The 26,096-nt window shown below is 69.6% G+C and carries 19 protein-coding genes and 1 pseudogene; 11 read left to right on the top strand and 9 right to left on the bottom strand.

What is annotated here, in order from left to right:
• The first annotated feature begins 44 nt into the window (after positions 1-44).
• Together ACH4SP_RS05290 and ACH4SP_RS05285 are read left to right on the top strand one after the other, a co-directional pair.
• The gene (locus ACH4SP_RS05290; protein WP_398409407.1) at positions 45-359 is read left to right on the top strand and encodes a hypothetical protein; all 315 of its coding nucleotides are present in this window, start codon (positions 45-47) and stop codon (positions 357-359) included.
• Between the two features lie 1,227 nt (positions 360-1,586).
• Positions 1,587-1,736 (top strand): hypothetical protein, encoded by a 150-nt coding sequence (locus ACH4SP_RS05285; RefSeq protein WP_398409405.1) that lies wholly within the window; start codon positions 1,587-1,589, stop codon positions 1,734-1,736.
• A gap of 197 nt (positions 1,737-1,933) precedes the next feature.
• Here ACH4SP_RS05285 and ACH4SP_RS05280 read toward each other — a convergent pair whose 3' ends face one another.
• From ACH4SP_RS05280 to ACH4SP_RS05255, 6 genes are all read right to left on the bottom strand, one after another.
• Complete coding sequence (locus ACH4SP_RS05280; RefSeq protein ID WP_398409403.1) at positions 1,934-4,900, bottom strand: glycine--tRNA ligase; 2,967 nt, start codon at positions 4,898-4,900, stop codon at positions 1,934-1,936.
• Positions 4,901-5,477: 577 nt separating this feature from the next.
• Entirely contained in the window at positions 5,478-6,179 is a 702-nt protein-coding gene (locus ACH4SP_RS05275; protein WP_398409400.1) for a 2-phosphosulfolactate phosphatase, read from the bottom strand.
• Between the two features lie 52 nt (positions 6,180-6,231).
• Positions 6,232-6,705, bottom strand: a complete 474-nt coding sequence (locus ACH4SP_RS05270; RefSeq protein WP_398409552.1) for a pentapeptide repeat-containing protein — start codon at positions 6,703-6,705, stop codon at positions 6,232-6,234.
• 700 nt (positions 6,706-7,405) lie between these two features.
• The gene (locus ACH4SP_RS05265; RefSeq protein WP_398409399.1) at positions 7,406-8,155 is read right to left on the bottom strand and encodes a class I SAM-dependent DNA methyltransferase; all 750 of its coding nucleotides are present in this window, start codon (positions 8,153-8,155) and stop codon (positions 7,406-7,408) included.
• A gap of 115 nt (positions 8,156-8,270) precedes the next feature.
• Positions 8,271-9,182 (bottom strand): DMT family transporter, encoded by a 912-nt coding sequence (locus ACH4SP_RS05260; protein ID WP_398409397.1) that lies wholly within the window; start codon positions 9,180-9,182, stop codon positions 8,271-8,273.
• A complete protein-coding gene (locus ACH4SP_RS05255; protein WP_398409549.1) occupies positions 9,179-9,937 on the bottom strand; it encodes a DUF998 domain-containing protein in 759 nt (252 codons plus the stop codon). The genes ACH4SP_RS05260 and ACH4SP_RS05255 overlap by 4 nt, the downstream gene beginning before the upstream one ends.
• Before the next feature lie 1,564 nt (positions 9,938-11,501).
• Between ACH4SP_RS05255 and ACH4SP_RS05250 the strand changes: the two genes are divergently transcribed.
• A complete protein-coding gene (locus tag ACH4SP_RS05250; protein ID WP_398409395.1) occupies positions 11,502-12,986 on the top strand; it encodes an aminotransferase class I/II-fold pyridoxal phosphate-dependent enzyme in 1,485 nt (494 codons plus the stop codon).
• Between the two features lie 893 nt (positions 12,987-13,879).
• Here the strand turns inward: ACH4SP_RS05250 and ACH4SP_RS05245 are convergent.
• Positions 13,880-14,245, bottom strand: a complete 366-nt coding sequence (locus ACH4SP_RS05245; protein ID WP_398409393.1) for a nuclear transport factor 2 family protein — start codon at positions 14,243-14,245, stop codon at positions 13,880-13,882.
• A 253-nt stretch (positions 14,246-14,498) separates the two neighbouring features.
• On the opposite strand from ACH4SP_RS05245, the pseudogene ACH4SP_RS05240 reads away from it, so the two are divergent.
• The 5 genes and pseudogenes from ACH4SP_RS05240 to mgtA form a co-directional block, all read left to right on the top strand.
• Positions 14,499-15,728, top strand: a pseudogene (locus ACH4SP_RS05240) (DPP IV N-terminal domain-containing protein); the annotation flags it as partial.
• Positions 15,729-16,013: 285 nt separating this feature from the next.
• On the top strand, positions 16,014-16,661 hold the full coding sequence (locus ACH4SP_RS05235) for an alpha/beta hydrolase family protein (protein WP_398409548.1): 648 nt from the start codon (positions 16,014-16,016) through the stop codon (positions 16,659-16,661).
• A gap of 92 nt (positions 16,662-16,753) precedes the next feature.
• Positions 16,754-17,674 (top strand): LysR family transcriptional regulator, encoded by a 921-nt coding sequence (locus tag ACH4SP_RS05230; RefSeq protein ID WP_398409391.1) that lies wholly within the window; start codon positions 16,754-16,756, stop codon positions 17,672-17,674.
• A gap of 304 nt (positions 17,675-17,978) precedes the next feature.
• Positions 17,979-18,353 carry an ArsR/SmtB family transcription factor gene (locus ACH4SP_RS05225; protein ID WP_398409389.1) on the top strand — a complete coding sequence of 125 codons (375 nt, stop codon included), beginning with the start codon at positions 17,979-17,981 and terminating at the stop codon, positions 18,351-18,353.
• Complete coding sequence (gene mgtA / locus ACH4SP_RS05220) at positions 18,346-21,039, top strand: magnesium-translocating P-type ATPase (RefSeq protein ID WP_398409387.1); 2,694 nt, start codon at positions 18,346-18,348, stop codon at positions 21,037-21,039. The genes ACH4SP_RS05225 and mgtA overlap by 8 nt, the downstream gene beginning before the upstream one ends.
• Positions 21,040-21,094: 55 nt before the next feature.
• Here mgtA and ACH4SP_RS05215 read toward each other — a convergent pair whose 3' ends face one another.
• On the bottom strand, positions 21,095-22,648 hold the full coding sequence (locus tag ACH4SP_RS05215; RefSeq protein WP_398409385.1) for an LCP family protein: 1,554 nt from the start codon (positions 22,646-22,648) through the stop codon (positions 21,095-21,097).
• Positions 22,649-22,814: 166 nt separating this feature from the next.
• Between ACH4SP_RS05215 and tatA the strand changes: the two genes are divergently transcribed.
• The 3 genes from tatA (at position 22,815) to ACH4SP_RS05200 (ending at position 25,540) form a co-directional block, all read left to right on the top strand.
• On the top strand, positions 22,815-23,096 hold the full coding sequence (tatA, locus tag ACH4SP_RS05210) for a Sec-independent protein translocase subunit TatA (protein WP_398409546.1): 282 nt from the start codon (positions 22,815-22,817) through the stop codon (positions 23,094-23,096).
• 661 nt (positions 23,097-23,757) lie between these two features.
• Positions 23,758-24,852 (top strand): DUF4037 domain-containing protein, encoded by a 1,095-nt coding sequence (locus tag ACH4SP_RS05205; RefSeq protein WP_398409383.1) that lies wholly within the window; start codon positions 23,758-23,760, stop codon positions 24,850-24,852.
• Between the two features lie 73 nt (positions 24,853-24,925).
• Positions 24,926-25,540: a hypothetical protein gene (locus ACH4SP_RS05200; RefSeq protein ID WP_398409381.1), complete on the top strand. Its 615-nt coding sequence runs from the start codon at positions 24,926-24,928 to the stop codon at positions 25,538-25,540.
• Between the two features lie 31 nt (positions 25,541-25,571).
• Here ACH4SP_RS05200 and ACH4SP_RS05195 read toward each other — a convergent pair whose 3' ends face one another.
• The gene (locus tag ACH4SP_RS05195) at positions 25,572-25,934 is read right to left on the bottom strand and encodes a transposase (protein WP_398409379.1); all 363 of its coding nucleotides are present in this window, start codon (positions 25,932-25,934) and stop codon (positions 25,572-25,574) included.
• Positions 25,935-26,096: the final 162 nt, after the last annotated feature.

The following is a 26,096-nucleotide window of genomic DNA, read 5'->3' as shown; positions in this document are numbered from 1 at the left end:
CATGCCGCTTGGACCCGGTCGGCTGTGCGAACGAGCCTTTCGCGGTGAAGCTGCACAAGCTGCTCCTCACCCGCATCAGGGCGGGCACCGTCGAGGAGCTGTACCTGTACCAGGACGCCCCGCTCCGGATCGGGGAGCAGCTCTCGGTCTCCTGCTTCGCGGCGGTCGGCACCGATTGCGCCACGCTCCCCCAGCCTGGCGTCCTCGTCCCGGACGAGGAGGCGCACTGGCCCCGAGCCTGCGGGCAGCCCGACATCCTGATCGGCAGCGCGCTTGTCTCCCACCTGTCGTTCTTCCCACAACAGCCGTTCCTCCAGGCCGGCGGCGTGCTGGAGCACTACCAAAAGGAGGTGACGTAATGGAGCCGCAGCGAAGCCGCACTGGAGGGATACCCGGCGGCGGGCGGAGGAGCTGTGCCACTCGAACGTGCTGCTGGAGGCGCGGATCGCAGAGCCAGACGATCAATGCGCCGCATGGCAGCACGTCATCCGCTCGGCAGACGAGGGCACAACGCCCGACACCTCACTGGCGTCCGGCCACGGCTCCACGTGACGTCTTCCACTGGACGACGAGCCTCGCTCAGCGAAAAACTGCGCGACCGGACCCCACTCGCCCCCATCGAACGAATTACCTACGCCCAGCCCCCAAGGGTTCAGCGGATACCCCCAGGAGTGAATCGACAGAGGCGCATCCGTTCGTTTCCCCCCTCGGAAGCCGTCCGTACCAGCGCAATCACCGGGCCGTTCGTGACAAGCCTGAGTCCTTGCCGAGACCTTATTGCGCGGGGAGCCGTAACCCCGAGCACGCGAAACCCGTTCCGGTGTCGGAGACACCATCCGCCGGATGGAGCAGGCCCCTGACATGGGTTCCTGCTCACAGGAACGGCCTTCCGCTGGCGGGCGGGGGAGAGTGTGGCATCAGCTTGCAGGCAACGCCGCACACCGCCCCCACCCATTCGAAGGAAGGTCAGAAGGACTGGCAATGACCCCCTTCAAGGCCCCACTGTGCCGGATTTGGGAACTGCTCGGAGACCGCTTCCGGAAAACCCAGATCCGCTCAGGCCAATTCGTTAGGCTTCTCCGCCCCCATTCCCAGAAGATCGGGATCTGGCTGTCGATCGCCATGCTGTGCAGCTCCGTTGGGTTGATGTGCGCAGGCCTCACCGCCGAAGCGGCCGTCATCACGGGGATGGCCACGTTCGTCATCACACTGACGTTCGCCGCCAACCACCGTGGCTCCCAGGACTCCTCCAGTGCCCACCCGCCCGCATCGTCGGTGGAGGTCTCCACTCCCCAGTCGGTGAACGGGCCCTCTGCCACCACTGATGCAGACACCTCGCCGGCGTCCCCGGACGAGCCCTCCGCCCATCCGGGCGCCTGTTCCCATACCGTTCCCCCTCAGCCGTCGGAAGGCGAGGGCCGGATCCGGCGCCGGAAACGGGCCTCCAAGTAGTGCGTCTGGTGGCCGGGACCGAGTCCCGGCCACCACCCCACCCGCGCGCCGCAGCTACACGGTCCTCCGCCCCACCCCCCTGACACGTCGCCGTGCTCGCCGCGTTCGCATCTCCCCACGTCCACGTCACCACCATGGCGTTCGACACCGTCGTGTCCCGCGTCACCGCCGCCGGGTTCACCTGGTACCAGGGGCCGAGCGTGCCCGAGCCCGCGGTCTCGTTCTGGAACAGGGCGAGCATCGGCCGCCAGGTGCCCGAGCGTGAACGCCGCCCTCGACGCTGACCTGGACCGCATCCGCCACCGCTCCCCCGGGCAATGGGCCCTCCCTGCCCGGCCGCACAGCGCCACCGCACCGTCCGGGCGGGACTCGACGGCCTCCCCCGGCGGGTGTCCGCCGAGTACCGCCCGCACCGGGGCGAGACTGATCGTTGTGGACAACCTGTACCTCTGAACAGCGGACACAGATCACTGCCGGCACGCTACAGAGCGTTCCAGCCCAATGTCCTGTTCGCGAGTCGCGCCACATCACCCAACAGCGACAGACGGGCCGCACGGACCACGGGATCCGGGTCCATCACCAGCACCTCGTCGAAGAATTCGTCGATCGCGGCGACCAGCGGGGCGGCGACCTCGATGAACGCCGCGAGTTCGTCCTCGCGGCCCCGCAGGGCCTGACGTACGGTCTCCGTGGTTTCAGCGAGGCGCAGTTCGGCCGGCGCCGTCAGCAGAGACCGGTCCGCGAGGTCGGAGCCGTCCTGGGGAAGGATGCGCATCACCCGTTGGAGAGCGGCGGTGAGAGTGCCGAACTCCTCGGTACCCACGTGTTGTTCCAGCGTGACCAGGGTGCGGTCGCCATGAGCCGGGCGGTCGGCCCACACCAGTACAGCCTGGACGAGGCGGTGCTCGTGCCCTGCGTCGGCAAGCTGCTGCTCGTACCGGCGGGTGATCAGCTCGGCGGCCTCCGCGAGCCGTTCGGCGGGTACTTCGATGCCCTGGGCCGCATAGCCTGCGGCAGCTGCCTGCAGTCCTTCAGCCACGCGGAGGCCGACTGCCGCGGGCGCGCTGCGCAGGACGTTCAGAAGACCGATCGCGGCCCTGCGCACACCGTAGGGGTCGGAGCTTCCGGTCGGAGCGGCACCGATCACGAACATGCCCGTCACCAGGTCGAACCGGTCGGCAAGCGACAGCATGGTGCCTGCATCGCCCGTGGGCAAAGAACCGCCGGCGGCTCGCGGCAGCTCCATCTCGGCCAGAGCCCGCGCGACCTCCTCGGATTCACCGGCGCGTCGCGCGTACTCCTCGGCCATCACCCCGGCGAGACCGGAGAACTCGACCACCAGCTGGGACGCGAGGTCGAACTTGGCGAGTTCACCGGCGCGGCGCACTGTGGCGACAGCACCGGCGGCGAGCTCGGCGCGTCCGGCGAGGTCCAGCGCGAGGGCGGCGATGCGGTCCGCGCGGGCGGCGACCGTGCCGAGCCGGTCCTCGAAGGTGAGCTTCTCCAGCCGACGGCGGAGCTCCTCGGGGGAAACCTTCAGGTCGGCACGCCAGAAGAAGGCGGCGTCCTCGTAGCGCGCCCGCAGTACCGCCTCGTTGCCGGACCGCACCACGTCGTCGTCGCAGGTGCCGTTGGCGAACGTGACGAAGTGCGGCGTCAGCCGGTCACCGTCCAGCACCGGCAGGTAGCGCTGGTGCTTGCGCATGACCGTGGTCAGGACGCTCGCGGGCAGTTCGAGGTAGCGCTCGTCGAAAGCGCCCCGTACGGGATGCGGGAACTCGACGATATCGGTGATCTCGTCGATCAGCCCGGCCTGACCGTCCACGTCGATGCGTCCACCGACCTCGGCCGCCGACTCCAGGGCGCCGCGCACCACCGTGTCACGCCGGGATTCCCGGTCCAGCAGGATGCCGTGCATCTTCAGGAAGTAGGCGTATCCCTCGGCGGACGTCACCTGGACGACCGGGTGGGGGGCGGTGCGGTGGACCTGTGTGGTGTCGCCCGAGGCAAGCGCTGAGACAGCCACGGGCAGGGGGGTGTGGCCGAGCAGGGCGAGCAACCAGCGGACGGGCCGGGAGAACGACAGGGCCGGGTCGTTCCACCGCATGTTGCGGGTGGAACGCAAGCCGGACACCACCTCGGCCAGCAGGTCGCTGAGCACCTCGACCGCGGCGCGGCCCGGCTCCTCGCGAGTGAGCGCGACATGGTCGACACCGCCGACGTTGACGCTCCGCAAGTCCGACGGATCGACGCCCTGGCTCCGGGCGAAGCCCAGCAGGGCAGGGGTGGGGACGCCGTCCCGATAGGCAGCGGCAAGCTTGGGTCCGCGTACGGTCTTGGCGGTGTCCCGCTCCCTCGGCTCGACCCCCTGGACCGTGACGACGATGCGGCGCGATGTCGCCATCACGCTGATCGGACCGTGACCCAGCCGGGTGGCGGCCAGCTTGGTCGTCACCGACTGGCGTACCGCCTCGGTGGTCGTGCGGACGTCCGCGTGCGGCAGTTCTTCGACACCGATCTCGAACAGCAGCGTCTCGGTGTCCGACACCTTCGGCAATGCGGCGCGTACAGTCGGGGCCGGTGGTACCACCGTCCCGAGCGGGTGCCCCAGGCTCGTGCGGCGCTGCGCCCACAGCTTGGCAGACTCGTGGGTGAGGCGGCGCATGAGGGAGAATGCCTTGGCGCGCTCGGTCGTGCTGATCGCGCCGCGCGCGTCGAGCACGTTGAAGGTGTGGCTGCACTTGAGCACGTAGGTGTACGCAGGTACGGGCAGTTCCAGATCCAGCATGCGCCGTGCCTCGGCCGCGTACAGATCGAAGAGCCGCTGGTTGCTGTCGACATCGGCGTCGTCGAGGTAGTACCGGCTCATCTCGTACTCGTTCTGGCCGAACACCTCGCCGTAGCTGATGCCCGGCGCGTAGACGATGTCCTTGAAGTGGGACACCCCCTGGAGGTTCATCAGAATGCGTTCGAGGCCATAGGTGATTTCCACCGAAACCGGAGAGAGAGCGACTCCGCCGACCTGCTGGAAGTAGGTGAACTGGGTGATCTCCATCCCGTCCAGCCAGACTTCCCAGCCCAAGCCCCACGCGCCGAGTGCAGGAGAGGCCCAGTTGTCCTCGACGAACCGCACATCGTGCGCGCCCAGGTCGACTCCGAGCGCCTGGAGGCTGCCCAGGTACAGCTCCTGCGGGTTGCCCGGGTCGGGCTTGAGGATCACCTGGAACTGGGTATGGGTCTGGAGCCGGTTCGGGTTCTCGCCGTAGCGCGAGTCGTCCGGCCGCACGCTGGGCTCCACGTAGGCGACGCTCCAGGGCTCGGGGCCGATCACCCGAAGTGCCGTGGACGGGTTGGCCGTACCGGCGCCCACCTCCGTGTTCAACGGCTGGGTGATCATGCAGCCGTTGTCGCTCCAGAATTTCTGCAGGGTGAGGATGGCGTCCTGCATGGTCAGCACTGTGCGGCCGTTCTTCATGGTTGTCGAATCGCCTGTTTCCCGAGTCGGTGCGGAGGGAGTGTGCGCCCGGGCGCCGGCCGGGCGCCGGCGCCCGACCCGAAGCCCCTGAAGTGCGCCTCATGATGCCATAGGCCAATTGGCTCTGACGTGCGGTTATTTGGACTCGCATCGGCCTCGACCGCTCGGGGCGGCAGGCTCTGTTCCGGTACCGCGAACGCCGCCAGCAGGGCAGTCCCGGCCCGGATCTGAGTTCCTGCGGCAGGTGTTCCCGATGTCCGTCGGCGGAGTGCGGAGACGCAGCGGATGCGCAGCACCGGGCTCAACGAACGGCTGGCCCGGTCGACACAGACGATCGGCTCACTCACCGACTTCCGCACCCAAGCGCCACCCGGCTCGGCGCCCAGCACGAGGAAATCGTCCACCTGCGTCAGACCACGGCCGCCGCGAGCCGTGTCGCGCGAAATCCCGCAGCCCGATGGTCAACAACAGCCGTCGGAATACGCAGTTGATGCCGCATACCCGGCTGGGTGCTGGCCACCTCCCTGTGGCAGTCGGACTTCACCAGCGATCAGACCGACGCATCTTCGGCCGGCGAAGGCACGGCGCACGGTCGGAGGACCATGAGCGAGCCTTCCAAGGTGGCCACCATGGCAAAGGGGAACCGGTCGAGCTCAAGGCAGAGTGCAACGTCATCGGGATGCACTCCTTGACGCACCCCCTCCGTCAGCTCGACGGCAGCGCGGGACTCGGCAGCGCGACGGAGGAACTCAGCAGCATTCGTCCCGGCCCCGGTGGCCCTCCGAGCGATGTACTGAGCACACGCCAGATCCTCATCGGCCTGCCCGTCTTCGCCAGTGACCACGAACGTGACAACGTCACTCCTGCGTGCCCGCAGGAGCCGAGCCGTAGCCTCCGCCACCACGAAGCCGGCGCACAGCACCAGCGACGCCTCCTTGACCGCAAGGGCACCGACCGTCCCTGCCGTGGTCTTCTGCACAACGGTCCGTCCGCCAAGGTCAACAGACCTCAGCAGGCCCGGAGAGTTGACCATCTCGAACCCGGGCGCGGGCGGACCGTCCTTGAGCGCCGCCCAGTCCGGGTGACGGGCCTTGAGCGCCAGAGCCTCGTCCAGCGACCCAGCAAGAACGATCTTCTCCGCCCCCTGCGCAAAGGCCCAGGCAGCCACGGTGAAAGCGCGCATGACATCGACCACGACCGCCACGGACGGGGCTTCGACCAGATCAGCGATGCCAAGGAATCGAGTGTCCATTCCGATCATGATCGCGCATGCCCGACCCAGGTCATCCAGAGAGTGACGCGCATCATATCGACGGCCCGGGGGTGCAACACTTCCAGCTACCTGCGTCGCGAAATGATCCGCAACCACGCCCCCTCAATCGCCGCACGGGGTCACCCGCGCACGACCTCTGCGGACACAAGCCACTGCACGGCACTGCGGGGGTCGGGCTCGGGGCGGGTGATTCCGCCGTTGACGGTGCGGATGGCGCGGGCGAGCAACCCGTGGGGCACGGTGGCGAAGGGCACTCACCCGGGCAACCCGTCGCTCGCGGTGTCGCCGTCGTTCTGACGGTCATCCCGGCAGTGGCGGGCGCGCAGAGGTGGTGGTTGTGGCAGCTGAGGTCGGCGCCGTCGAGGTTGGCCTCGGTGAGGTCAGCGCCGGTGAAGTTGGCCTCAAGGAGGTTCGTTCCGGGGAGGTCGGCGCCGGTGAGGTCGGGCTTGATATCGGGGTTGTCCGTACGCCATTGATTCCGATCCGACAAGCTCCTTTTGAGCATGGCGACTTGGTCGGCATCGGCTCGCTGGGAGGTGGGGGTGGCGTAGGCGGCCAGGGCGAAGCCGGTGAGGAGGGACGCGGCGATCAGGGTACGGGGGACGTTCGTTCGCATCCTGAGTCCTTTCGACTGGGTCGAGGTTCCTGCTGGATGACGCGAACCGTGCCAGTCCTGCCCCCCTGTACGAGTCCTTCTCACGCTTGAGTGGTGGGAGGCGCTCTTCCGGTCGCGGCCAAGGCATGACCGAGGAGGTCCGGCCCGTCCTCTGGTCAGTGATCGCTGGAGTGGAGCGGGCAACGTACCCGGCCCGGCTGGAGGAGTTCGTGACCAGTAGCAGGAACGCCTGGTGCGGCTGTACCCGGAGTACGGGCCCCGGCTGGCAGTCGCGAAGCACGGGCGGCATGAACTGTTCGCGCACCCGGTGTCGTTGATCGCGCGGGAGCGGCTGTCGTCCGTCCGCTCCCGTTTCGCCCTGAGCGCGCAGCACACCGACTACCCGCCCTACGGGACGGAGGACGGCCGGGGCGCTGCGCGAGGCCGCGGTCTCGGTGCTGAGGCGACCGGGGCGAGGACGCCCCGGCTTGGTCTCACATTCGCTTCGTCGCGCCCGGTGGATACACCGTGCGCGACGGCTCAAGCCCCACCCGGCCTTGGAGAAGTCTCGGACAGACGGCTGCGCGAGCGTCCCGAGGAGCGGCTTCCCTCACCGGGTGGCTTCCAGCAGCAGCATCGGGGGCATGTCGGTGAAAGGCTTCCAGTAGGCGGCGCCGTACTGGGCCACGCCCTCGTCAGTGATCTGCCAGGGGTGCCACGCCACGGTAGAGAAGCCGGCGTCGGTCAGGGCGCGTTCGTAGGTGGAGGGCTTCCACAAGAAGCACTGCAGGCTGAGCTGCCGGCCGCCCAGCCTGATGCTGAGCGGTATCGCGGCGCCTTCGGTGCGCGGGGTGGGTACCTCCACGTGGATCCCGTACGGCTCGTAGTAGGCGGGGCCCTGGCCCATGTCCCAGTTGGCACAAGTCGCCACCAGCCGACCGCCGGGGCGCAGCGCGTGGGCGGCGGTGGCACACATGCCGGCCAGCTCTTCGGGGGTGGAGCTGTAGTGCAGGACGTTGATGCCGGTCACGACATCGAACTGGCCCGTCCACTCCGCGCGGCCGCCCGACGCGGCATCCGCGACGTGGTAGCGGATGCCCAGGGGTTCGGCGTCCTCCTTCTCCTGGGCCACGGCGACCATGGCCGCGGAGATCTCCAGTCCTTCGACCCGGTCGGCACCGGACTGCTTGATCCGCCGGGTCCAGATCCCTGTGCCCGCACCGAGGTCGAGCACGCTGCGTCCCGTCACGTCACCGATGACGGAGCGGTAGGTGGGGTCCTCCGCGTGCCGTGCGTAGGTCAGGACGTTCAGGCTGTCGTCGTACACGGTCGCGCTCTGGTCGTACTGCTTGCTGGACATGGAAATCCCCCGTTCCCAAGGCTGGCGTTGCACAGTGCAGCGCGCTGTGCCTGGTGTACCACCACCACCATCGCTTCGCATCGAGTCGGCGGGACAACCGCCGGGCGGGCACGGGCTAGGGTCCGGGATCCTCACGTGACCGGCCCTCCGTCTCCCGGGCCTTCTCGGGTTGCGCACGGGTGAGCAGCAGGACGCCGTACACCGTCAGTGCCGCTCCGACGCTTTGAGGTCCCAGCCACCATCCCGTACGGACCTGGTCGCCGTAGAGCACGGCACCGAGCAGGAGACTGGCGGCCGCTTCGCCAAGGGTGAGAGCGGGCTGTGAGACGAACAGCGGCCCCGACCCCATGGCGTTGGTGAGCAGGAAGAGGGCGGCCGCGCCCGCAGCAACACAGCCGTATGTCTGCCAGGTGGTGGCAAGCCCCGGTACGCCGCCCTGTTCGAGGTGCTCCATGGCGCTCTTCATCAGCGCCGCCGTCAGCCCGTAGGCGATCGCACTGCCCAGCCCGAACAGCACAGCCCGTGCTTTGCCGTACGGCCGCCGCGAGGCCCAGCCCGCGCACAGGACCACCGAGGCCGCGGTGACAGCGAGAACCATGACCCACCGGCCGTCGTCGACCGGCCGGTGGCCCTCTGCAGGCGCGGCAGCGCCCAGCGCCAGAGCGAGCCCGCAGGAAGTGAGCAGGCACGCCGTCCAGCCTCCCGGCGGCATGGGAGTACGGGTGAACACGTAAGCGAAGAGGAGGGCAAGGGGCAACTCGGCGACCAGAATCGGCTGGACGAGGGTCAGCGAGCCCCACGCCAGCGCGGCGGCCTGGACCACAGCCGCGAAGACGATCACGGCGATACCCGCGAACCACGCCCGGTTGCGCATCAGATGACCCACGAGCCGGATGCTGAAGGCGTCGTTCTCGGGCACCGAGCGGGCTGCGACTCGTTGGAGCACGGTGCCCGCGGCGTTCGCCGCCGCGGTCAGCACGGCGAACACCACACCGAGCGCCGGGCCTCCCCCGTCCGTGAAGCTCACCCCGGCCCGCCGGACGAGGGCATCGTGCCCGATCCGCCGCGTGCGGCCCGGCTTCCACCCCGCGTCAGAAGGGCTGTGGCAGCCCGCCTCCGGTGTGGGGTCGGGACACTCGCCGCGTCCTTCGTGCTTCCGGGGACCTCCGTCGCCGCAGTGACCGGGCGGGCGCTCCCTCCTGCCCGAACGCCGCACGCCAACATCAGCAGCCACGTACCGACCAGCACGACGTGCAGCCGCTGCGGGATCCCGTGCCAGCCCGGATGCCCCAGCAGAGGGCCTACGGTCGCAACGGCCGACAGCATCGCCGCGCCCATCAGCGGCGGGCCCCAGCGACCCACCGTGCCCCACCCGCCCAGCCCCGGGTTCCGTCTCGCCCACCACGCCAGTGACACCATCGAAGCGAAGAGGAAGAAGTGCGCAAGGGCGCTCGTCACCGTGTGCAGTGGATGAACCGCACTGCAGCCGGGCTCCAGGGACGGGGCGCAGTCCAGAGGGGACAGCACGTCGGCGACGGAACTTGCACCGAACCCGATCAGCGCCCACCAGCCCGGGCCCCCACCCTCCCGCCGCCACGCCACAGCCCCCACCACGATGAGTACCGCGCTGCTCAGCTCCAGGGCTGAGAACAGGAGGCGCGATCCCTGGTCGGCGGCGTACAGCTCACTGACATAGGAGTGCCGGGGATCCAGCAGGGTCGGGACAGCGGACTCGATGAGCCAGGCGTTGTACAGCAGAGCCGCACCGACGAGGCTCCACATCACCAGACGACTTCGGCGATGCCCGTGTGTCCCGCCCCGCTGTGCCGCTGACGAGTCACTGCCCATGGCCAGTCCCCTCCGCACATCCGAGGCGGGCAGTCACGTACAAGTCACGTCCCGAGGTGCCGTGCGATTCTGAGCCCTGTCCCCAGAGGCAGGGCGGCAAACGCCGTAAGGGTCCTGCAGTTCCGAGGCACTCCGCACGGAACGACAATCCTGAACCGGTGGGGAGAAGCGTGAGCAACAAGCTCCGTCCCCCTCCGAAGACCGGACAAGGACCGTCCGCATCCACCGCCGGGATTTCGTCCGGCGAGGGGCCCGTCTCGTTCAACAGGCCAAAGACGTCGGTGCGCTGGTCGACCGGCCACGACAGCGCCCAGCCGGAAAGATCCTGGCCGAAGGTCCGCGGGCCGGGGTCCGCGCCGACGACGTCGGGGTGGTGAGGGGCGCGGTCGAACGTGCTCGGGGCGGCGTTCGCGTCCTGCAGGAGACCCGGGCGCCACAGCGGGCGACCTGTCGGGAGAGTCTCGTCCTCGGCCGTCCGCGGTTCCGTTTGCCGACTCCGACCGACCGCAGGCTTCACCACGGCATCCTCCACCGCCTTCACACGCGCGACGGTGCCACCGTCCGGCCAACCACCGGCGCCACCGGGAGCACGTCGCCGCCGAGCAGCCGGCAGCGGGCAGCGGGCCGGGCCGGACCGCCAGTGCTCGCGCACGGCGTGCACGCCGTAGCGGGTGGAGCCGCCGGCCACGCAGATCAGCCCGGGTGCGTGACGCAGGGCCCCCAACGGGCCGTCCCGCGATCGCCCTTGGGGCGTGCCGGTCCGAGGGTTCGGCGCGCTGGTGGTTCAGCAGGCGCAGGTAGGCCCGTTACTCGTACCGGTACTTCAGCGAGTCCGCTTCCGCCTGCTCGATGTCGGCGAGCCTGGCGCGTGAAGATCAAACAGGTTCGCGCGGCCATGTCCCGTCCTGCCTTCTGCGGGCGACAGCTGTACGGAGCTCAACAGGCAGGGGATGTGGTGGGTGGCGGGGACGGCCAGGACGGCGGCGTTGCCGTACGCGGGCGGCCAGGTTGACGGCGTTGCGTACGCGGGCGGCCAGCGGCTGGGTGGGCGACACCTGGGTTCGCCGCTTGCCGGCCTTCCCGAAGGTACGCCTGAGCCCCTCAACCACCGTACCGAAGTGCAACAAGCAGCTCGATGTGCGGACTTCCGTCACAGCTGCGGTCCCAGCGAAGGCCCGCGATCCGGCGGTTGAGCCCGTGGCAGCCCAGCCCCGCCACTCTTGCCCGGCGCGTCTCGGGCAAGGGCGGCGCACACGGCGTCACCGCCCACCCTGAGCGCACGTCCAAGCTGCCCCGGTAGGCGTGGCCCTGCGGGTCGTCTTCCCGGGTGCGGCCTCTCGGCCCGGCGGAGTGCCTGGGGCATCAGTCGTCCCGCTCTGGCTGCGCCCACAACCGCCGCCGCACCACGTGGCCGGTTCGCGTCCTGTTCATCCTCCGTGATCCTCCCGAAAGATGGTGTCTTGCCAGGAAAGCGCACCTGCCGAGTGAGGAATCCGCGATGCCCAGGAACACGAATGGCACCACGACACCACAGCAGGGGTCCGGGGACCGGAGCCCCGAGGAGATCACGGCGCTGCTCGCCGGAGCCGCCGACCCGGAACAGCGGCTGGCCGTCCACCAGGAGCTCTACCCGGACGTGACCAACCTTGCCACGGCGGAGAACGTGCTGGTCTATCCATCGCTGCGGGACAACGTCTTCGACGGACTCGGCGTCCTTGAGCAGAAGGACACCAAGTACGCCCCTTCGTACGGCAGCCCGGAGATCCGCCACAACATCGCGGAAATGCTCCGCCCGACGCTCTCCCCGGACCTGCAGAGCGAAGACATCTTCGGCACAGCAGGTGTGTCGGCCGCCCTGGAGTGCCTGGCGTTCGCGCTCAAGGGCGGCGGGATCCTGCAGAGCGGCGACCGGGTGCTGCTGCCCGCACCCTACTGGCAGGGCTTCAACTGGTCTTTCGAGCAGCGGCCCGAACTGGTCACCGTTCCCGTTCATCTCCGGGAGAGGGGCAAGGAGAACTTCGAGCTCACCCTGGCAGATCTGCAACACACCTACCGGACCCAGCCGGAGCCGCCGAAGCTGCTCGTCCTCACCAACCCCAACAACCCGCTGGGCGACAACTACGGCAAGGATCTACTGGAGAGCATCTACCGGTGGGTGCTCAACGAGACGGGCATGCACATCATCTCCGACGAGATCTACGCCCACTCCCAACTCACGGGGGCCCAGCCGGAGTTCGTCAGCGCTCTGGCACTGGATGCCTACCGGAACAACCCGGAGGCGCAGAACCGGGTCCACGCCGTATGGGGATTCGCCAAGGACCTCGGGATGTCGGGCTTCAAGGCCGGAGTCGTGATTTCCAGGTCGCCGGTGGTCCATCGGGCCATGCAGGGCATCAAGGACAAGCAGAACTCCCTCTCCTGGTTCAGCCCCTTCGACTCACTCAAGCACTTCGTCATCGGGAAGATGCTGAAGACCACCAGCAACGGCAAGAGCTATCCGATCGAGCTGATGAAGCAGTACCGGGGCTGGCTGACGGACGCGTTCCAGGAAACCCGCCGTGCTCTCGACGACGGCGGGATCCCGTACCGCCACCGCGAAGGGCAGAACGCGGCGCAGTTCTTCTGGCTCGACCTGCGCGCCTGTCTGCCGCCGGCGGGCGCGGTGATCCCGCCGGAGATCGGGCCGCACTTCCCGCAACTCGACCGCGTACCGGAGCGGTTCGCCGAGAAGAGCGCACAGGCCGAGAAGAAGGGGACGCTCGCCCTGCCGATCCTCTTCCCGGACATCTCCAGCGAGGAGGAGTGGCTGCGCTGGTACGTCGCCACGTACGCCCAGGTACAGCTGCTTCCGGGGCAACTCCTGTCGTGCGCCGAGCCGGGCTACTTCCGGCTGTGTTACACAGCCGTCGACACCGCCGAAGTCATCGCGTCGGTACGGAGGATCGCTGACCTCCTGGCTCCATGGGGGAACGGCGGCCGCTGACGCGCCCGGGGCTGGAAGTCTCCGGACAACGGGGGAATCAGCGGCACTTCTGACAAGGGTCCGAACGCCGCCCTCGACAGCACCAACGTCGTGGGGGTCCGCTTTGGGGCCGTCCAAAGCTCCGTGCCGGCTCTCGGGCAGGCCGCCCTGAGCAATTCCGCTCGGATTCGTCTCAACGAGGAACAGCTCGACAAGGTCGTCCACATAGTCCGCAGCCACGGCTACGGTGTCACGGGCCCCCAGGGCGTTCTTCGCCGCTCGGCTGGGTTCTGATGGCTCTGGGCCTTGTCTCCACGAAAGCGGTCCGGGCGGATGCGTGGACACCCTGGTCCGCCCCGCGAGCGCCCCAACGCCTCACGCCCATCGGCATCCACACACGTACCGCCTCCTTTTACGGGCAGTCCCGGTCGCTGACAAGATCACTCCGCCCGCCGGGCTTCCCGGTCAAGAACCTGAACCAGCCGGCCGGATCCTTCTGCCCTCCCGCCGCCCTTGACGAGTCCTGCCGCCCGTACCAGGCACGGCGGATCCGTGCGGCGCTCGCTGCTCTGGCCGACTCCTCGCAGCGTGGGCACCGATTCCCGCCGTCCGCATGCACGGACGGTCCACAGCACATTTCGGAGGTTCCGACCATGGCTGCACCGACCGTCCCGGTGCCGCTCAGTGAGGTCGAGACCGGCGCTTCCAACTCCGCGACGAGGGTGGGCAGGACAGAGCCGCCGTGCTCGATCGTCGGACTGACGCCCACTCGTGGCAGCGGCCATCCACGAACGATCAGGCGGCCCGCCGGTCGGTAGCTTCCCCGCCGATGAATGGTCGGGAGCGGTTGCGGTTGGACTGGGGTCGCTGTTCGGAGCGGCGGTCGGTCAGCCGCTCCGAACAGCGAGGTGTGATCAGGCTCCGGGCACCTTGTCGAGGAATCCGTGCACGGTGCGGATCTGCTGGGCGTCGTCGGTGAGTACGGCTACGTCGAAGCCGACCGCCAGTGCCTCGCCGGCATGCGGGCCCAGGTCCCAGCTGAAGCGGGCGAGGTGGTGGGCGTCCACCTCGCCGGAGAGCGTGAAGAGCAGTCCGGGGAACTGCTCCTGCACACCCTGGACGGCTGCGTCGATCGCCGGCCTGCCCTCGGCGGCCACCAGCGGATCGACATAGACCGCGTCCTCGGTCCACACTTCCTCGATCGCCGCCCGCCGGGCGACCGGGTCGGTCTCGTTCCAGATTTCCAAGTAACGCTCGATCAGCTTGCGGGTGTCACTCATCACTAATCCTTCTTCCCGTCGAATTTCTCGCGGCAAATCCCTGGCCGCACTCCCTCAGCTTTCGCCATTGCCCGAGCGAGAACAACGGTCCATCGAGAACGGAAAGTTAACCTGCCGATTAATGAAGGTCGACCCGGCCTTCTTCATTAACCCGCACGTTAACAGTCGTTGCGTGCTTCGCCGTTGAACCTCCACCTGATCAGGGTGAACGCTGGTCAGGTCAGATGTCTCAGTGTTGCGGAGGGATGTATCGATGACCATGATGGATGCCAAGCCGGATGGTCCGGAAAGCGTTTCTGCCGCCGCATATCAGGCGGCGGAGAAGCTCCTGCGGCATAACCGTTCCGCGTTGGTGCGCGGCGGCCGGATCCGGCCGAACTGGATCGACGGCGGTCCCCGTTTCTGGTACTCGGTGGATACGGCCGAGGGATGCCGGTTCTTTCTGGTCGACCCGGCAGCGGGAGTCCGGCAGGAGATGGACCCGGCAGACCTGCCGGGCACCGCGGCCGGCGTGGCGGCGGCCGCCTCCCCGGGCTTTCTTGAGGTGCCGTCGCCAGACGGCAGTCAGGTGGTGTTCCGGCGCGCCCACGATCTGTGGGTGCGGTCACTCGCCGACGGCCGCGAGTGGCCGCTGACCCAGGACGGGGAGCCGGACCTCGCCTACGGGGCGGCCCCGTTCGCCCCTTCGGTGCTGCCGAACAAGCTAGGACTCGATTCCCACTTGCCGCCCGCCGTGGCATGGTCACCCGACTCCACCCGGGTGCTCACCCACCTGACCGATCAGCGCCGGGTGCGCCGCACTCATCTGGTGGAGACCGCCCCGGCCGACGGCGGCGTCCCTGGGGTGATCACTCAGCGATACGCCTATCCCGGCGACCTCGCCGTGCCGCAGGGCACCTACGTCATCCTCGACGCCGGCACCGGGCAGGCCGTGCAGGCACGCTCCGGGGCGGAGCTGATGCCGCTGCAGTCGCCCATCGCCGCCGGTTGGGCCTGGTGGGCGGATGACGGTTCGGCCGTGTACTACCTCAGCCAACCCCGCGACCTGCGCACGCTGCGACTGAACCGCCTCGACCCCGCCACGGGCGAAGTGCAGGAGATCCTCACCGAGAGCGGCCCGACCCGCATCGAGCCGCACCCGGCAGCGCAACGGCCCCTCGTCAGGGTGCTGCTGCGAAGTGCTCTGGTATTCCCAGCGTGACGGCTGGGGCATCTGTATCTCCACCACGCGGGCTCCGACCGGCCCCTCGTGCAGGTCACCTCGGGGCAGTGGGCGGTACAGGAGATCCTGCACGTCGATGAGAACGAGCGGACGGTCTGCTTCACCGCGGACGGTCTGGTCGCCGCCGATCCCTACCGCCGGTCGGTGTGCCGTGCAGACCTGGACGGCACCGGCTTCGCGATCCTCACCCGCGACGACCTCGACCACGTCGTCACCCTCGCCCCGGACAGGAGTTGCTTCCTCGACGCGGCCTCCGCCGTCGACACCCCGCCCACCACCACCGTCCGCGGCCTGGACGGAAAGGTCCTCGTCGGCCTGGAGCGCGCCGACATCGGCCCGCTGCTGGCGGCCGGCTGGACCCCGCCCGAACGCTTCCGGGTCAAGGCCGCCGACGGCGTCACCGACGTCCATGGGGTGCTCTACCGCCCGCACCACTTCCACTTCGACCGCAACTACCCGGTCCTCGACAGCCTCTACCCCGGACCACAGAGCACCCGGGTGTCACCCGCGTTCGACCCCGGGATCCTCGGCTGCGACGCCGAAGCGATGGCCGCGCTCGGTTTCGTGATCGTCGCCATGGACGGGCGCGGCACACCGGGGCGGGACAAGCTCTTCCACGACGCGTCCTACGGAAACTACGCAGCGGCCGGCGCGCTGGACGACCATGTCGCGGCACTGCGCCAACTGGCCGCCAAGCGGCCCTGGATGGACCTCGACCGAGTGGGGGCCTTCGGCCATTCCGGCGGCGGCTTCGCGACCGTACGCGCCCTGCTCGACCATCCCGACGTCTACCGGGTGGGCGTCGCCGAATCGGGGAACCACGACAACCGCCTCTTCCACCTGCAAGTCGCCGAGGCGTACGACGGTCTTGACCCCGCCGCCTGGGCCCGCTCCTCGAACGTGGAGCGCGCTGCCGAGCTACAGGGCAAGCTGCTCCTGATCCACGGTGCGGTGGACGATGTCGTCCACGTCCACCACACAATGCGGCTGGCCGAACGCCTGATCATTGCGGACAAGGACTTCGAGCTCCTCGTCGTCCCCGGCGCCGAGCACTTCTTCATCGGCTACGAGCACCACGTCAACCGCCGTAAATGGGATTTCCTGCTCCGCAATCTCATGGGCGTCGAGCCGCCGGAACACTCCCTGACCCCCGTAACTCCCTCTCTGGAGCTCATCAGCAGGCTCTTCGACTGAGGCCGATGACCTGCTGGGTAATCGACGCATGCCACCTGGTGCCGAGATGATGTCCGATCGTTAGCATGAAGCCTCTTGGGGGGGAGGGTGAGGTGGAGCTTCGGGACATCGAGATCTTCCTGACGCTGGTCGAGGAACTGCACTTCGGCCGGACCGCGGAGCGGCTGCACGTATCGCCGGCGCGGGTGAGTCAGGCGATCAAGAAGCAGGAGCGGCGCATCGGCGGCGACCTGTTCGAGCGCGACAGCCGCAATGTGCGCCTCACCCCCCTCGGTGAGCAACTGCGAGACGACCTCGGCGCCGGCTACCGGCAGATCATCGACGGGATCAAGGCCGCGACGGCCACCGCGGCCTCGGGTTTCGGGCGGCTCGTCCTGGGCCTGTTCGGCCCGCATGCCCACGAACTGGCCCCGGCCATCGCGCTCTTCCGGGACCGGTACCCGGCATGCGACCTCACCTTTCGTGAGATCCATTTCAGCGATCCGTTCGGGCCGCTGCGCAGCGGCGACATCGATCTGCAGACGTGCTGGCTGCCGGTGCGGGAACCGGATCTGACCGTCGGCCCGGTGGTGCTGACCGAGCCGGTGGTACTGATGACCGCGGCATCGCACCCGCTGGCCGGACGCGAATCCGTCAGCCTTGAGGACCTCGGCGACTGGGCGGTGCCCGAAGCCCTGCCACCGGTCCCCGAATACTGGGAGGGGGCACTCAACCCGTTCCACACGCCCAGCGGCCGACCCGTCCCGCGTGGTCCCAAGGTGACCACCTTCCAGGAGACCCTGGCCGTCGTCGCCGCCGAGCAGGCGGTGTGCGTGGTGCACGGTGAGACAGTGCGCTACTACGAGCGACCAGGGATCAGCTTCGTGCCGGTGCGTGACGCGCCGCCCGGAAAGTGGGGCCTGATCTGGCGGTCGGCTCGCCAGGACCCTCTCGTACGCGGCTTCGCACGGGCCGCCCAGGACACCGGCGCGCCTCACCTCAACTCCGGTACAGGGTCAGCGGCGTCACTGTAGGAGTGTGGCGCCGAGCGCGATGCGGGTGGATGTGGTGAGAGGCGTGATCTCCACCGCCGGGCCGATGAGATCTGGCGGAGGCCTCAAGGCGGGTCACGCGGGGCGCGGCAGTCAGTGGCAGCAGTACCGTGGGGCGCGGGTCGGGAGCACGGTGACAGTGACGGTCGCACGCCACGGTGCACACCGGAAGGCGCAGGACGCGGGCAATCCCGTACGGAGACACCTGCCGCGGCCCGCCTAGACTGGGAGCACGGATTTCGGCAGATCACCGGCAGCGGGCCGGCGGGTACGGGGAGAAGCGACGGTGACGGCAGGTTCAGGTGGTTCCGGCAGGTTCGAGGATCCCGCCCCAGAAGTCCTGGTCCAGGTTGCCGAAGCCTTCGCACTGCTCGCCGCGCCCGCCCGTCTGCACCTCGTTTGGGCGCTCGCGCACGGCGAGAGCGACGTGACCGGTCTCGCGGAGAGGGTCGGCGGCGCGCTGCCCGCCGTCAGCCAGCACCTGTCCAAGCTCAAGCTCGCCGGGCTCGTGCGGGCTCGGCGCGAGGGCCGCAGACAGGTGTACTACGTCGACGACAGCGATGTGGTCGAGGTGGTCCGGCTGATGGTCGAGCGCCTCGCGGAGCGTGACGGCCGCCGGTCCCACGCCCCGGTACGTCGCCTGCGGTCGGCCGGTGACTGATCGCACCGCAGCGTCCCGCACCACCACCGCAGGACCCCACGCCCCGGTCGACCGCACAGCCGCCCCGACCACGTTCGCGACGCTGCGCGCCCTCGACAGCAGCCCCCGGGGGCTGACCGAGGAGGCGGCCGCCGCGCGGCTGGTACGGCACGGCCCGAACACTCCGCCCGCGCGGCGGGCCGGCTCCTGGCCGAGGCGGCTGGCCCGCAGTCTGCGCGACCCCTTCACCATGGTGCTGTTCTTCCTGGGTCTGGTCTCGGCAACGGTCGCGTCCTGGGGCACGGCCTGTGTGATCCTCGTCCTGGTGGCGGTGAGCTGCGTGCTGCGGTCACTGGGTGAGCACCGCGCCGACCGGGCCCTGGACCTGCTGCGCGGCCGCACCGCCGACACCGTCAGCACCCGGCGGCGCGACGACGAGGCGTGCGAGGGGCGAGTACGGGAGGTGCCCGTCGACGACCTCGTTCCCGGCGACGTGATCCTGCTGGGCCCCGGCGACCTGGTCCCCGCCGACGTACGGCTGCTGCGCAGCCAGGGGCTGAGCGTGCACCAGGCCGCTCTGACCGGCGAGAGCGCCCCGGTCGACAAGTCGGCCAACGACCTCCCTACCTCGGGCGACAACCTCCCGGCCTCGGGCAACGGGCTCCCCGCCCGGGCCGACGGCCTTCCCGCTGCACCCGGCACCGGCGTGTTCGTGCAGCCTCGGTTGTGCTTCCAGGGCAGCGGTGTCGCCTCGGGCAGCGGCACGGCCGTCGTGCTCGCCACCGGCGCCGACACCCACTTCGCCGCCGTGCACCGCGCGACCGGACGCCCGTCGACGAGTGCCTTCGACCGTTCCGTGCACGGGCTCTCCTGGACCCTGATCCGCTTCCTGCTGATCACCCCGCCACTGGTGCTGCTGGCGAACGCGGCACTGTACGGGCGCGGTCTGGAGACGCTCCCCTTCGCGGTGGCGGTCGCGGTCGGGCTGACCCCGGAGATGCTTCCCGTCGTCGTCACGAACTGTCTGGCCAGGGGCGCCGCCCGCCTCGCCCGTACGCACGGCGTCATCGTCAAGCGGCTTCCCGCGCTGCACGACCTCGGCGCGGCCGACGTCCTGTGCCTGGACAAGACCGGCACCCTCACCCAGGACCGCCCGGTGCTCGCCCGAGCCCTGGACGCCTGCGGCCGGGAGGACCCCGGGGTCCTGCACTGGGCCGCCGTCAACTCCTGGTGGACCCTCCAGCTCGCCGAAATACCCGCGCCGGACGCCCTCGACGAAGCACTCCTGGACGTCGCCGACCCCGACGAACTGATGGCGTACGACGGTGTGTCCGCCCTGCCCCGCGACCCCGGGCGCCGCCTGTCCACCGCCGTCCTGCGCACGCCCGGCGCCCTCGGCTCGCACACCCTCGTCGTCAAGGGCGCCCCCGAAGCGGTTCTGGAACGCTGTGCCCTGCCCGCCGGGCAGCGCGCTGCGCTGCTGGCCGACGCCGCCCGCGAGGCCGCGTCCGGGTTGCGCGTGCTCGCCGTCGCCACCGCCGAACGCCGGGCCGGTGCCCGGCCCGTGGCCCCCGCCGACGAACGCGGCCTGACCTTCCGGGGCTTCGTCACCTTCACCGACGCCGTCCAGCCCAGCGCGGGCCCGGCACTGGCCCGGCTCGCCGAACGCGGCGTCACCTTCAAGGTCCTCACCGGCGACCACCCGGGAACGGCCGTCCGGGCCTGCCGCGACCTCGGCGTCGAGCCCGGCGTTGTACGCACCGGGGCGGAGATCGATGCCACGGCCGACGACGCGGAACTGGCCGCGCTCGCCCGCGACACCATCGTCTTCGCCCGCTGCACTCCCCTGCACAAGGCGCGGGTCGTCACCGCGCTGCGCTCCGCCGGGCACACCACGGGATTCCTCGGCGACGGCGTCAACGACCTGCCGGCCCTGTACGCCGCAGACGTCGGCTGCTGCCCCCAGGGCGCCGCGGACGTGGCCCGCGAGAGCGCCGACGTGGTGCTCGCGACAAAGGATCTGGCCTCCCTGGAGCATGCCGTCACGGCCGGCCGGGCGAGCAGCGCCAACATCGCCTCCTACCTGCGCGTCACGCTTTCATCGAACCTCGGCAACGTGATCGCGATGCTGGTCGCGGGCCTGCTGCTGCCCTTCCTGCCGATGCTTCCCGCTCAGGTCCTCGTGCAGAACCTGTGCTTCGACGCGGCCCAGCTCTCCTTCGCCCACGACCACCCCGACCCGGCCGCCCTGCGCCGGCCCGCCGTGCTGCGCCCGCGCGCGCTCCTTCGGTTCGTCACCGGCTTCGGCCTCCTGGGCGCGGTGGCCGACTTCGCGACGTTCGCCGTGCTCGCCGTGTGCCTGCCCGGCTCGTTCGGCCTCGGCGACGAGGTCACGTTCCACTCGGGCTGGTTCACGGAGAACCTCCTCACTCAGGCACTGGTGATGGTGATGCTGCGCACCGGGAGGCGGGCGGTGGAGAGCCGCACACCCGGTGTGGTGCCCTGGGCCGCCACGGCGCTGGCGGCGACGGGGGTGCTGCTCCCCCTGTCACCGGTGGGGCCGCTGCTGGGAATGAGCGGGATGCCTGCCGTGTACTACCCGCTCGTCGGCGCCGTCCTCGTGGGGTATGCGGCGGCTCTCTTCGCCCTGCGCGGGCTCGTACGGCGGCGCGCCGACCTTCCCGACGCCGCAGCCGCCCGTGGCTGAGAGCCGGAGCCACCCGTGGCTGAGAGCCGGGATCACCCGTAGCTGAGAGCCGGGATCACCCGTAGCTGAGATCGGAGCAGACGTCCTCGTCGGCGGCCCTGGCCTCCCGCGCGGCCCGCGACGGAGCGGCCTGCGGCTCCGGTGCCTCCTTGGCCTTCGCCTCCGACTCCGCGAAGTCCGCCCCGAGGACGACGTCGACACCCTGCTCCGACACTGCGGCCTTCGTGGCCCCCGGCAGGAGTCGTACGAGCTTGTCGGCATCGGCCTCGCGCCCCGGGCCGTAGCGAACAGTGGTCGTGGCGGAGTTGCGGAAGGTGGCGTTCGCGGTACGGGAGACGGTGAAGCCGTGCCCGGAGAGCAGCCCGGCGGCGCGTGCGGCCAGGCCGTCGGCGGTGGTGCCGTTGAGCACGGAGACCGCGGCACCCGCTCCGGAGACGGGTGCGGGAGTGGGGCTGGGGGCCGGTGTCGGTTCGTCCTCGCTCTTCTTCCCGGTGGCCCGGCCGTCGAGGGTGCGGTCGTCGCGGAGCGCGGCCCACAGGGCGGACGCGTCGGGTTCGACGAGGGCGACGCGGTTGCCCTGGTACCGCCAGGGCACGGTGACGAACTTGGTGTCGCCGAGGTCGATGTCCTTCAAGGACATGGCGAACGAGAGCAGTTTGTCGGCGGAGCCCAACCCGGGGTCCACGGTCAGCGACTTGGTGGCGGCGTCGGCGAGCGGCAGCAGCCTGGTGGGGGTGAACCCTTCTTCCTTCACTTTCTTCAACAGACTCGACACGAAGGCCTGCTGGCGCTTGATGCGGCCGATGTCGGACCCGTCGCCGATGCCGTGCCGCAGGCGTACGTAGTCGAGCGCCTGCTGCCCCTTCACCTCCTGCACGCCCTTGCCGAAGACCCGGTTCCCGCGCGTGGGACGGTGGGGGTTCAGGTCGCGCTCGTACACGTCGTTCGGCATGCACACCCGCACCCCGCCGACGACGTCGGTCAGGGCCGCGAAGCCCTGGAAGTCGACGACGACCGTGTGGTCGACGCGCAGTCCGCTCAGCTCCTCCACCGTGTTCTGGGCACAGGCGGGATTGCCCTCGGGGGTCTGCCCGACGGAGTAGGCGCTGTTGAACATCACGCCCCGCTTCTCCTTGGTCCACGTGCCGTCGGGGAGTCGGCACGACGGCACGGTGACGAGGGTGTCGCGCGGGATGGAGACGGCGACGGCATGCCGGTGGTCGGCGTAGACGTGCAGGAGGAAGGCAGTGTCGGAGCGGCCGATGTCGTCCTTGTCGCCGCCGCCCAGCGCGCTGTTGCTGCCCGTGCGCGCGTCAGAACCGATGACCAGGACGTTCTTGCTCCCGGACGAGGCGGCGTCGGGCCTCTCCCGGGCGATGCCGTCCGGGCCGAAGGTGTCGATGTTGCCGTTCAGCCTGAGGTACAGCCAGGCCGCACCGGCCGTGCCGAGGACGATCACGGACAGCACCAGGGCCAGCAGGAGCCGTATCCGGCCGCGCCCGCGCCGCCTGCGCCCGCCCTTGGTGCGGCTCCTGCCCGCCCGGCGTTCTGCGGGATGTTTCGCCCGGCGCGCATCGCGTCCGCGCGTCGCGTGCTGGCTGCTGGTCATCTCGGCACCTTCACCCTCGTGGCCGCGCACCCCTGCCCGGGGTACGTGGCCACTCACTGAACAGTTGCTACAGTTGCGCAATGTAGCAACTATTTTGACCGCAGAGACATTCGAGGCGAAACGGCCTCCTGCGGCCTTCACGGCGATCACGAAGGGCGGCGGCGACATGCTCCGTAACGCACTGGAGCCCTGGCACCTGCTGGTACTGGCAGGGGCGTTCATCCTCATCTTCGGGTCCAAGAAGCTGCCCGACACCGCCCGTGCGCTGGGCAAGTCGCTGCGCATCCTGAAGAGCGAGACGAAAGCCTTGAAGGAGGAGAGCCAGCAGGACCGGGCCACCAACCCGGCTCCGGACCAGCAGGACCGGGCCACCAACCCGGCTCCGGACCAGCAGGAGCCGGCCACCTCCCCCACTCCGCTGGACCGCACCACTGCCCCCACACCTTGACCCTGCGCGCCCCGCACGGTCGGCACCCGAGGAGGCCGCGCACAGAACCGGCCCGTGACAGGCATGGGCGTCGCAGGCCGGTCGACAAGGAGCCGGCAGAGCCGGCCGCAGAGATTGGGGCAGGAGTTCCACCGGGTTCAGTTCCGGTGCGCAGGCGGCAGTCGTTCCAGGGTCTGCCAGTGCTGCTCGTTCGGCCCCTGCCACGCATCGTGCGGCTCCGGTGAGCAGACAGGCCGTCCCAGACCAGTACCACCCGGTCACCGCCGTAGCACTTCTTGACCTGCTCAAGGACCTTCGGTCAGGTCAAGTGGTGTCGTAGCTGCCGGACTTGAGGTGGAATCACAGACGGGGCCACGATGGGGGTCGGGTCGGTAGTGTGAAAGCCGAGGGCCACGGCCGTCGAGGCGCGTTTCCGGTTCAGCCGGTGCCGCAGGAGCGGGGGCGACAGAGACCAGAAATCTTTCAAGATCCGATGACTGCGGACAGCTCTTGGATGCGCTGACGGGTGTTGTCCGGCCGCCTACGGCCGGCCGATGACTGGCGGCGGCCGACCACGGACGCAGGCGGCGGGTCGGACCGGCCGTAACCGCAGTCAGGCGTAACCTGCCGGACGGCGAAATACCTTCGACCGGTCAGGGGTCGATCCGGCACTCTCTCCAGCATGACCACGCCGTCCTTCATCCCCGGACTGGAACTCTCCCACCACTTCTACTGCGAAGCCGTACGGCCTTTGCTGGACGAAGCCGCCCCCGGGGTTACGCACTCCGCCGCACGCCTCGGCAGCGGCTCGGAAGTCCTCGGATTCGACACCGCCCGCTCCGCCGACCACGAGTGGGGACCCCGCCTGCAGATCTTCCTGCACCCGAAGGACGTCACCCGCCACGGTGCGAGGATCACGGCACTGCTCTCCGAACGCCTGCCGAAGACCTTCCGCGGCTACCCGACGCACTTCGCCCCCACCGGTGAGGCGGACATCCGGGTCATGCGGACCACTGAAGGGCCAGTCCACCACCGGGTCGAAGTCACGGACCCAGAGGCCTGGTTCCCCGCGCAACTGGGCTTCGACCCGCGTACCGGCATCACCCTGCCGGACTGGCTGGCCACCCCCACTCAGCTCCTCGCCGAGGTCACCGCCGGTGCCGTCTTTCACGACGGACTCGGCCAACTCGCACCAATCCGCGCCAACCTCGACTGGTACCCCCACGACCTCTGGCTCCACCTGCTCGCCTGCCAGTGGCAGCGCGTCTCCCAGGAGGAAGCCTTCATCGGCCGCTGCGGCGAAGTGGGCGACGAACTCGGCTCCGCCGTCGTCGCCGCCCGCCTGGTACGCGATCTGATGCGGCTCTGCCTGCTCATGGAGCGCCGCTACCCGCCCTACAGCAAATGGCTCGGCAGCGCCTTCGCCCGCACCGCCCAGGCACCCGCCCTCACCCCGATCCTCACCGCCGCCCTCGCCGCCACCGACTGGCACACCCGCGAGCACCACCTGGCCCACGCCTACAAGGCCGTCGCGGCCGCACACAACCAGCTCGGCCTCACCGACCCTGTCGACCCCACCACGCGGCCCTACCACACCAGACCCTTCCAAGTCCTGCACGCTGAACGCTTCACCGCGGCGCTGAGAGCCCGCATCACCGACCCGAACATCAGCTCCCTGCCCACCATCGGCACCGTCGACCAGTTCATCGACAGCACGGACGTCCTCAGCCGCCCGGAGCTGACCCACGCCACCACCAACGGTCTGCTCGTCCCCTGAGCCCCTGTCTCAAGTCCGGGCCCGGACGAGGGCGCGCGCTCCCGCGGGCTGTACGGGATGCGGGGCGCTGAGTGTGTGGGTCCACAGCCGTTACGAGCGGCAGCTCGCGGACGCTGCCGTGGGTGGCCGAGAGGTCCGGACCGACCTGAGCGTGCGGCGTCTGTACTGCGAGAATCCGGCCTGCCCGAAGCAGACGTCCGCCGAGCAGGTTCCGGGTCTGACGGTCCGCTACCAGCGGCGCACACCGTTGCTCCAGCAGGTGGTCGAGGCGGTCGACTTCGCGCTCTACGGCGATACCTACGGCACCCTCCTGGTCGAGGCCACCCCCCGTCTCCCGCTCACGCTCTGGGAAACGCCGGGACGCCGACCAGCTCGGCCGATGGCTGCGCGGGCATCCCGGCGTCGAGGTCGTCTGCCGCAACGGATCCCTCGCCTACCGGCAGGGCATCGCCTCCGTGCACCTGACGCCCTGCAAAGGGACTGTCCCGTCAGGTCCAGAAGGTCGCCTCCGCCCACCACAGCTGCCTGCCCGCCGCACTCCCGGATCCGGAACCGGTGTTCGCCGGGGTGCCAACGGCACCCGCAGAAACAGAGGCTCCTGCCGACCGGCACGCACGGCGGTTGTTCGAGGCCGTGCACGCCCTCGCCGACACGGGCCGCTCCGTCAGCAGCATGTCCCGCGAACTAGTTGGACGTTGTCAGGTGGTGTCGTAGGGCTGCTAGGGGGCGAGTTGGCGGCAGGTCGGGCAGCGGCCCGTCCAGATGGCCAGCAGGTGCTGGAGGAGGTCGAGAGCCTGGTAGACGGTCAAGCCCCCGGCAGGGCCCTTGGGGTCGGTGCACTGTTCGGTCAGGAACAAGTGGGCGACGGTCACGAGGGTGACGTGCCGGTGCCAGCCGTCCCAGGAACGGCCCTCGAAGTGGTCCGGGCCGAGCGCGGTCTCCAGTTCGCGGCACTCGTGCTCGATGCGCCAGCGGGCCTTGGCGAGGCGGACCAGGACCCGGGGCGGGAGATCGGCGGGCAGGGTCGACCGTGCCGAAGACGGCGGCCGCCTCCTCGGCGGCCACCTCCTCGACGTCCACATCGTCGATCCCGTCGAACACCAGCAAGTCCCGCAACGATGAGTCGGCTGCACAACCAGCACCGTCACCGGGCACAGCCGACAACCACGGACCTCGGCCGTGACCTGATGGAGCGTTACTACCGCTGTCCGGCGGCGCGGCGTGCGCGGCCTCACGAAAGACCG

Origin of the sequence: Streptomyces sp. NPDC021093 (assembly GCF_044333135.1) — a bacterium.
Lineage (GTDB): Bacteria > Actinomycetota > Actinomycetes > Streptomycetales > Streptomycetaceae > Streptomyces.
This window is presented reverse-complemented; position numbering and strand designations above follow the sequence as displayed.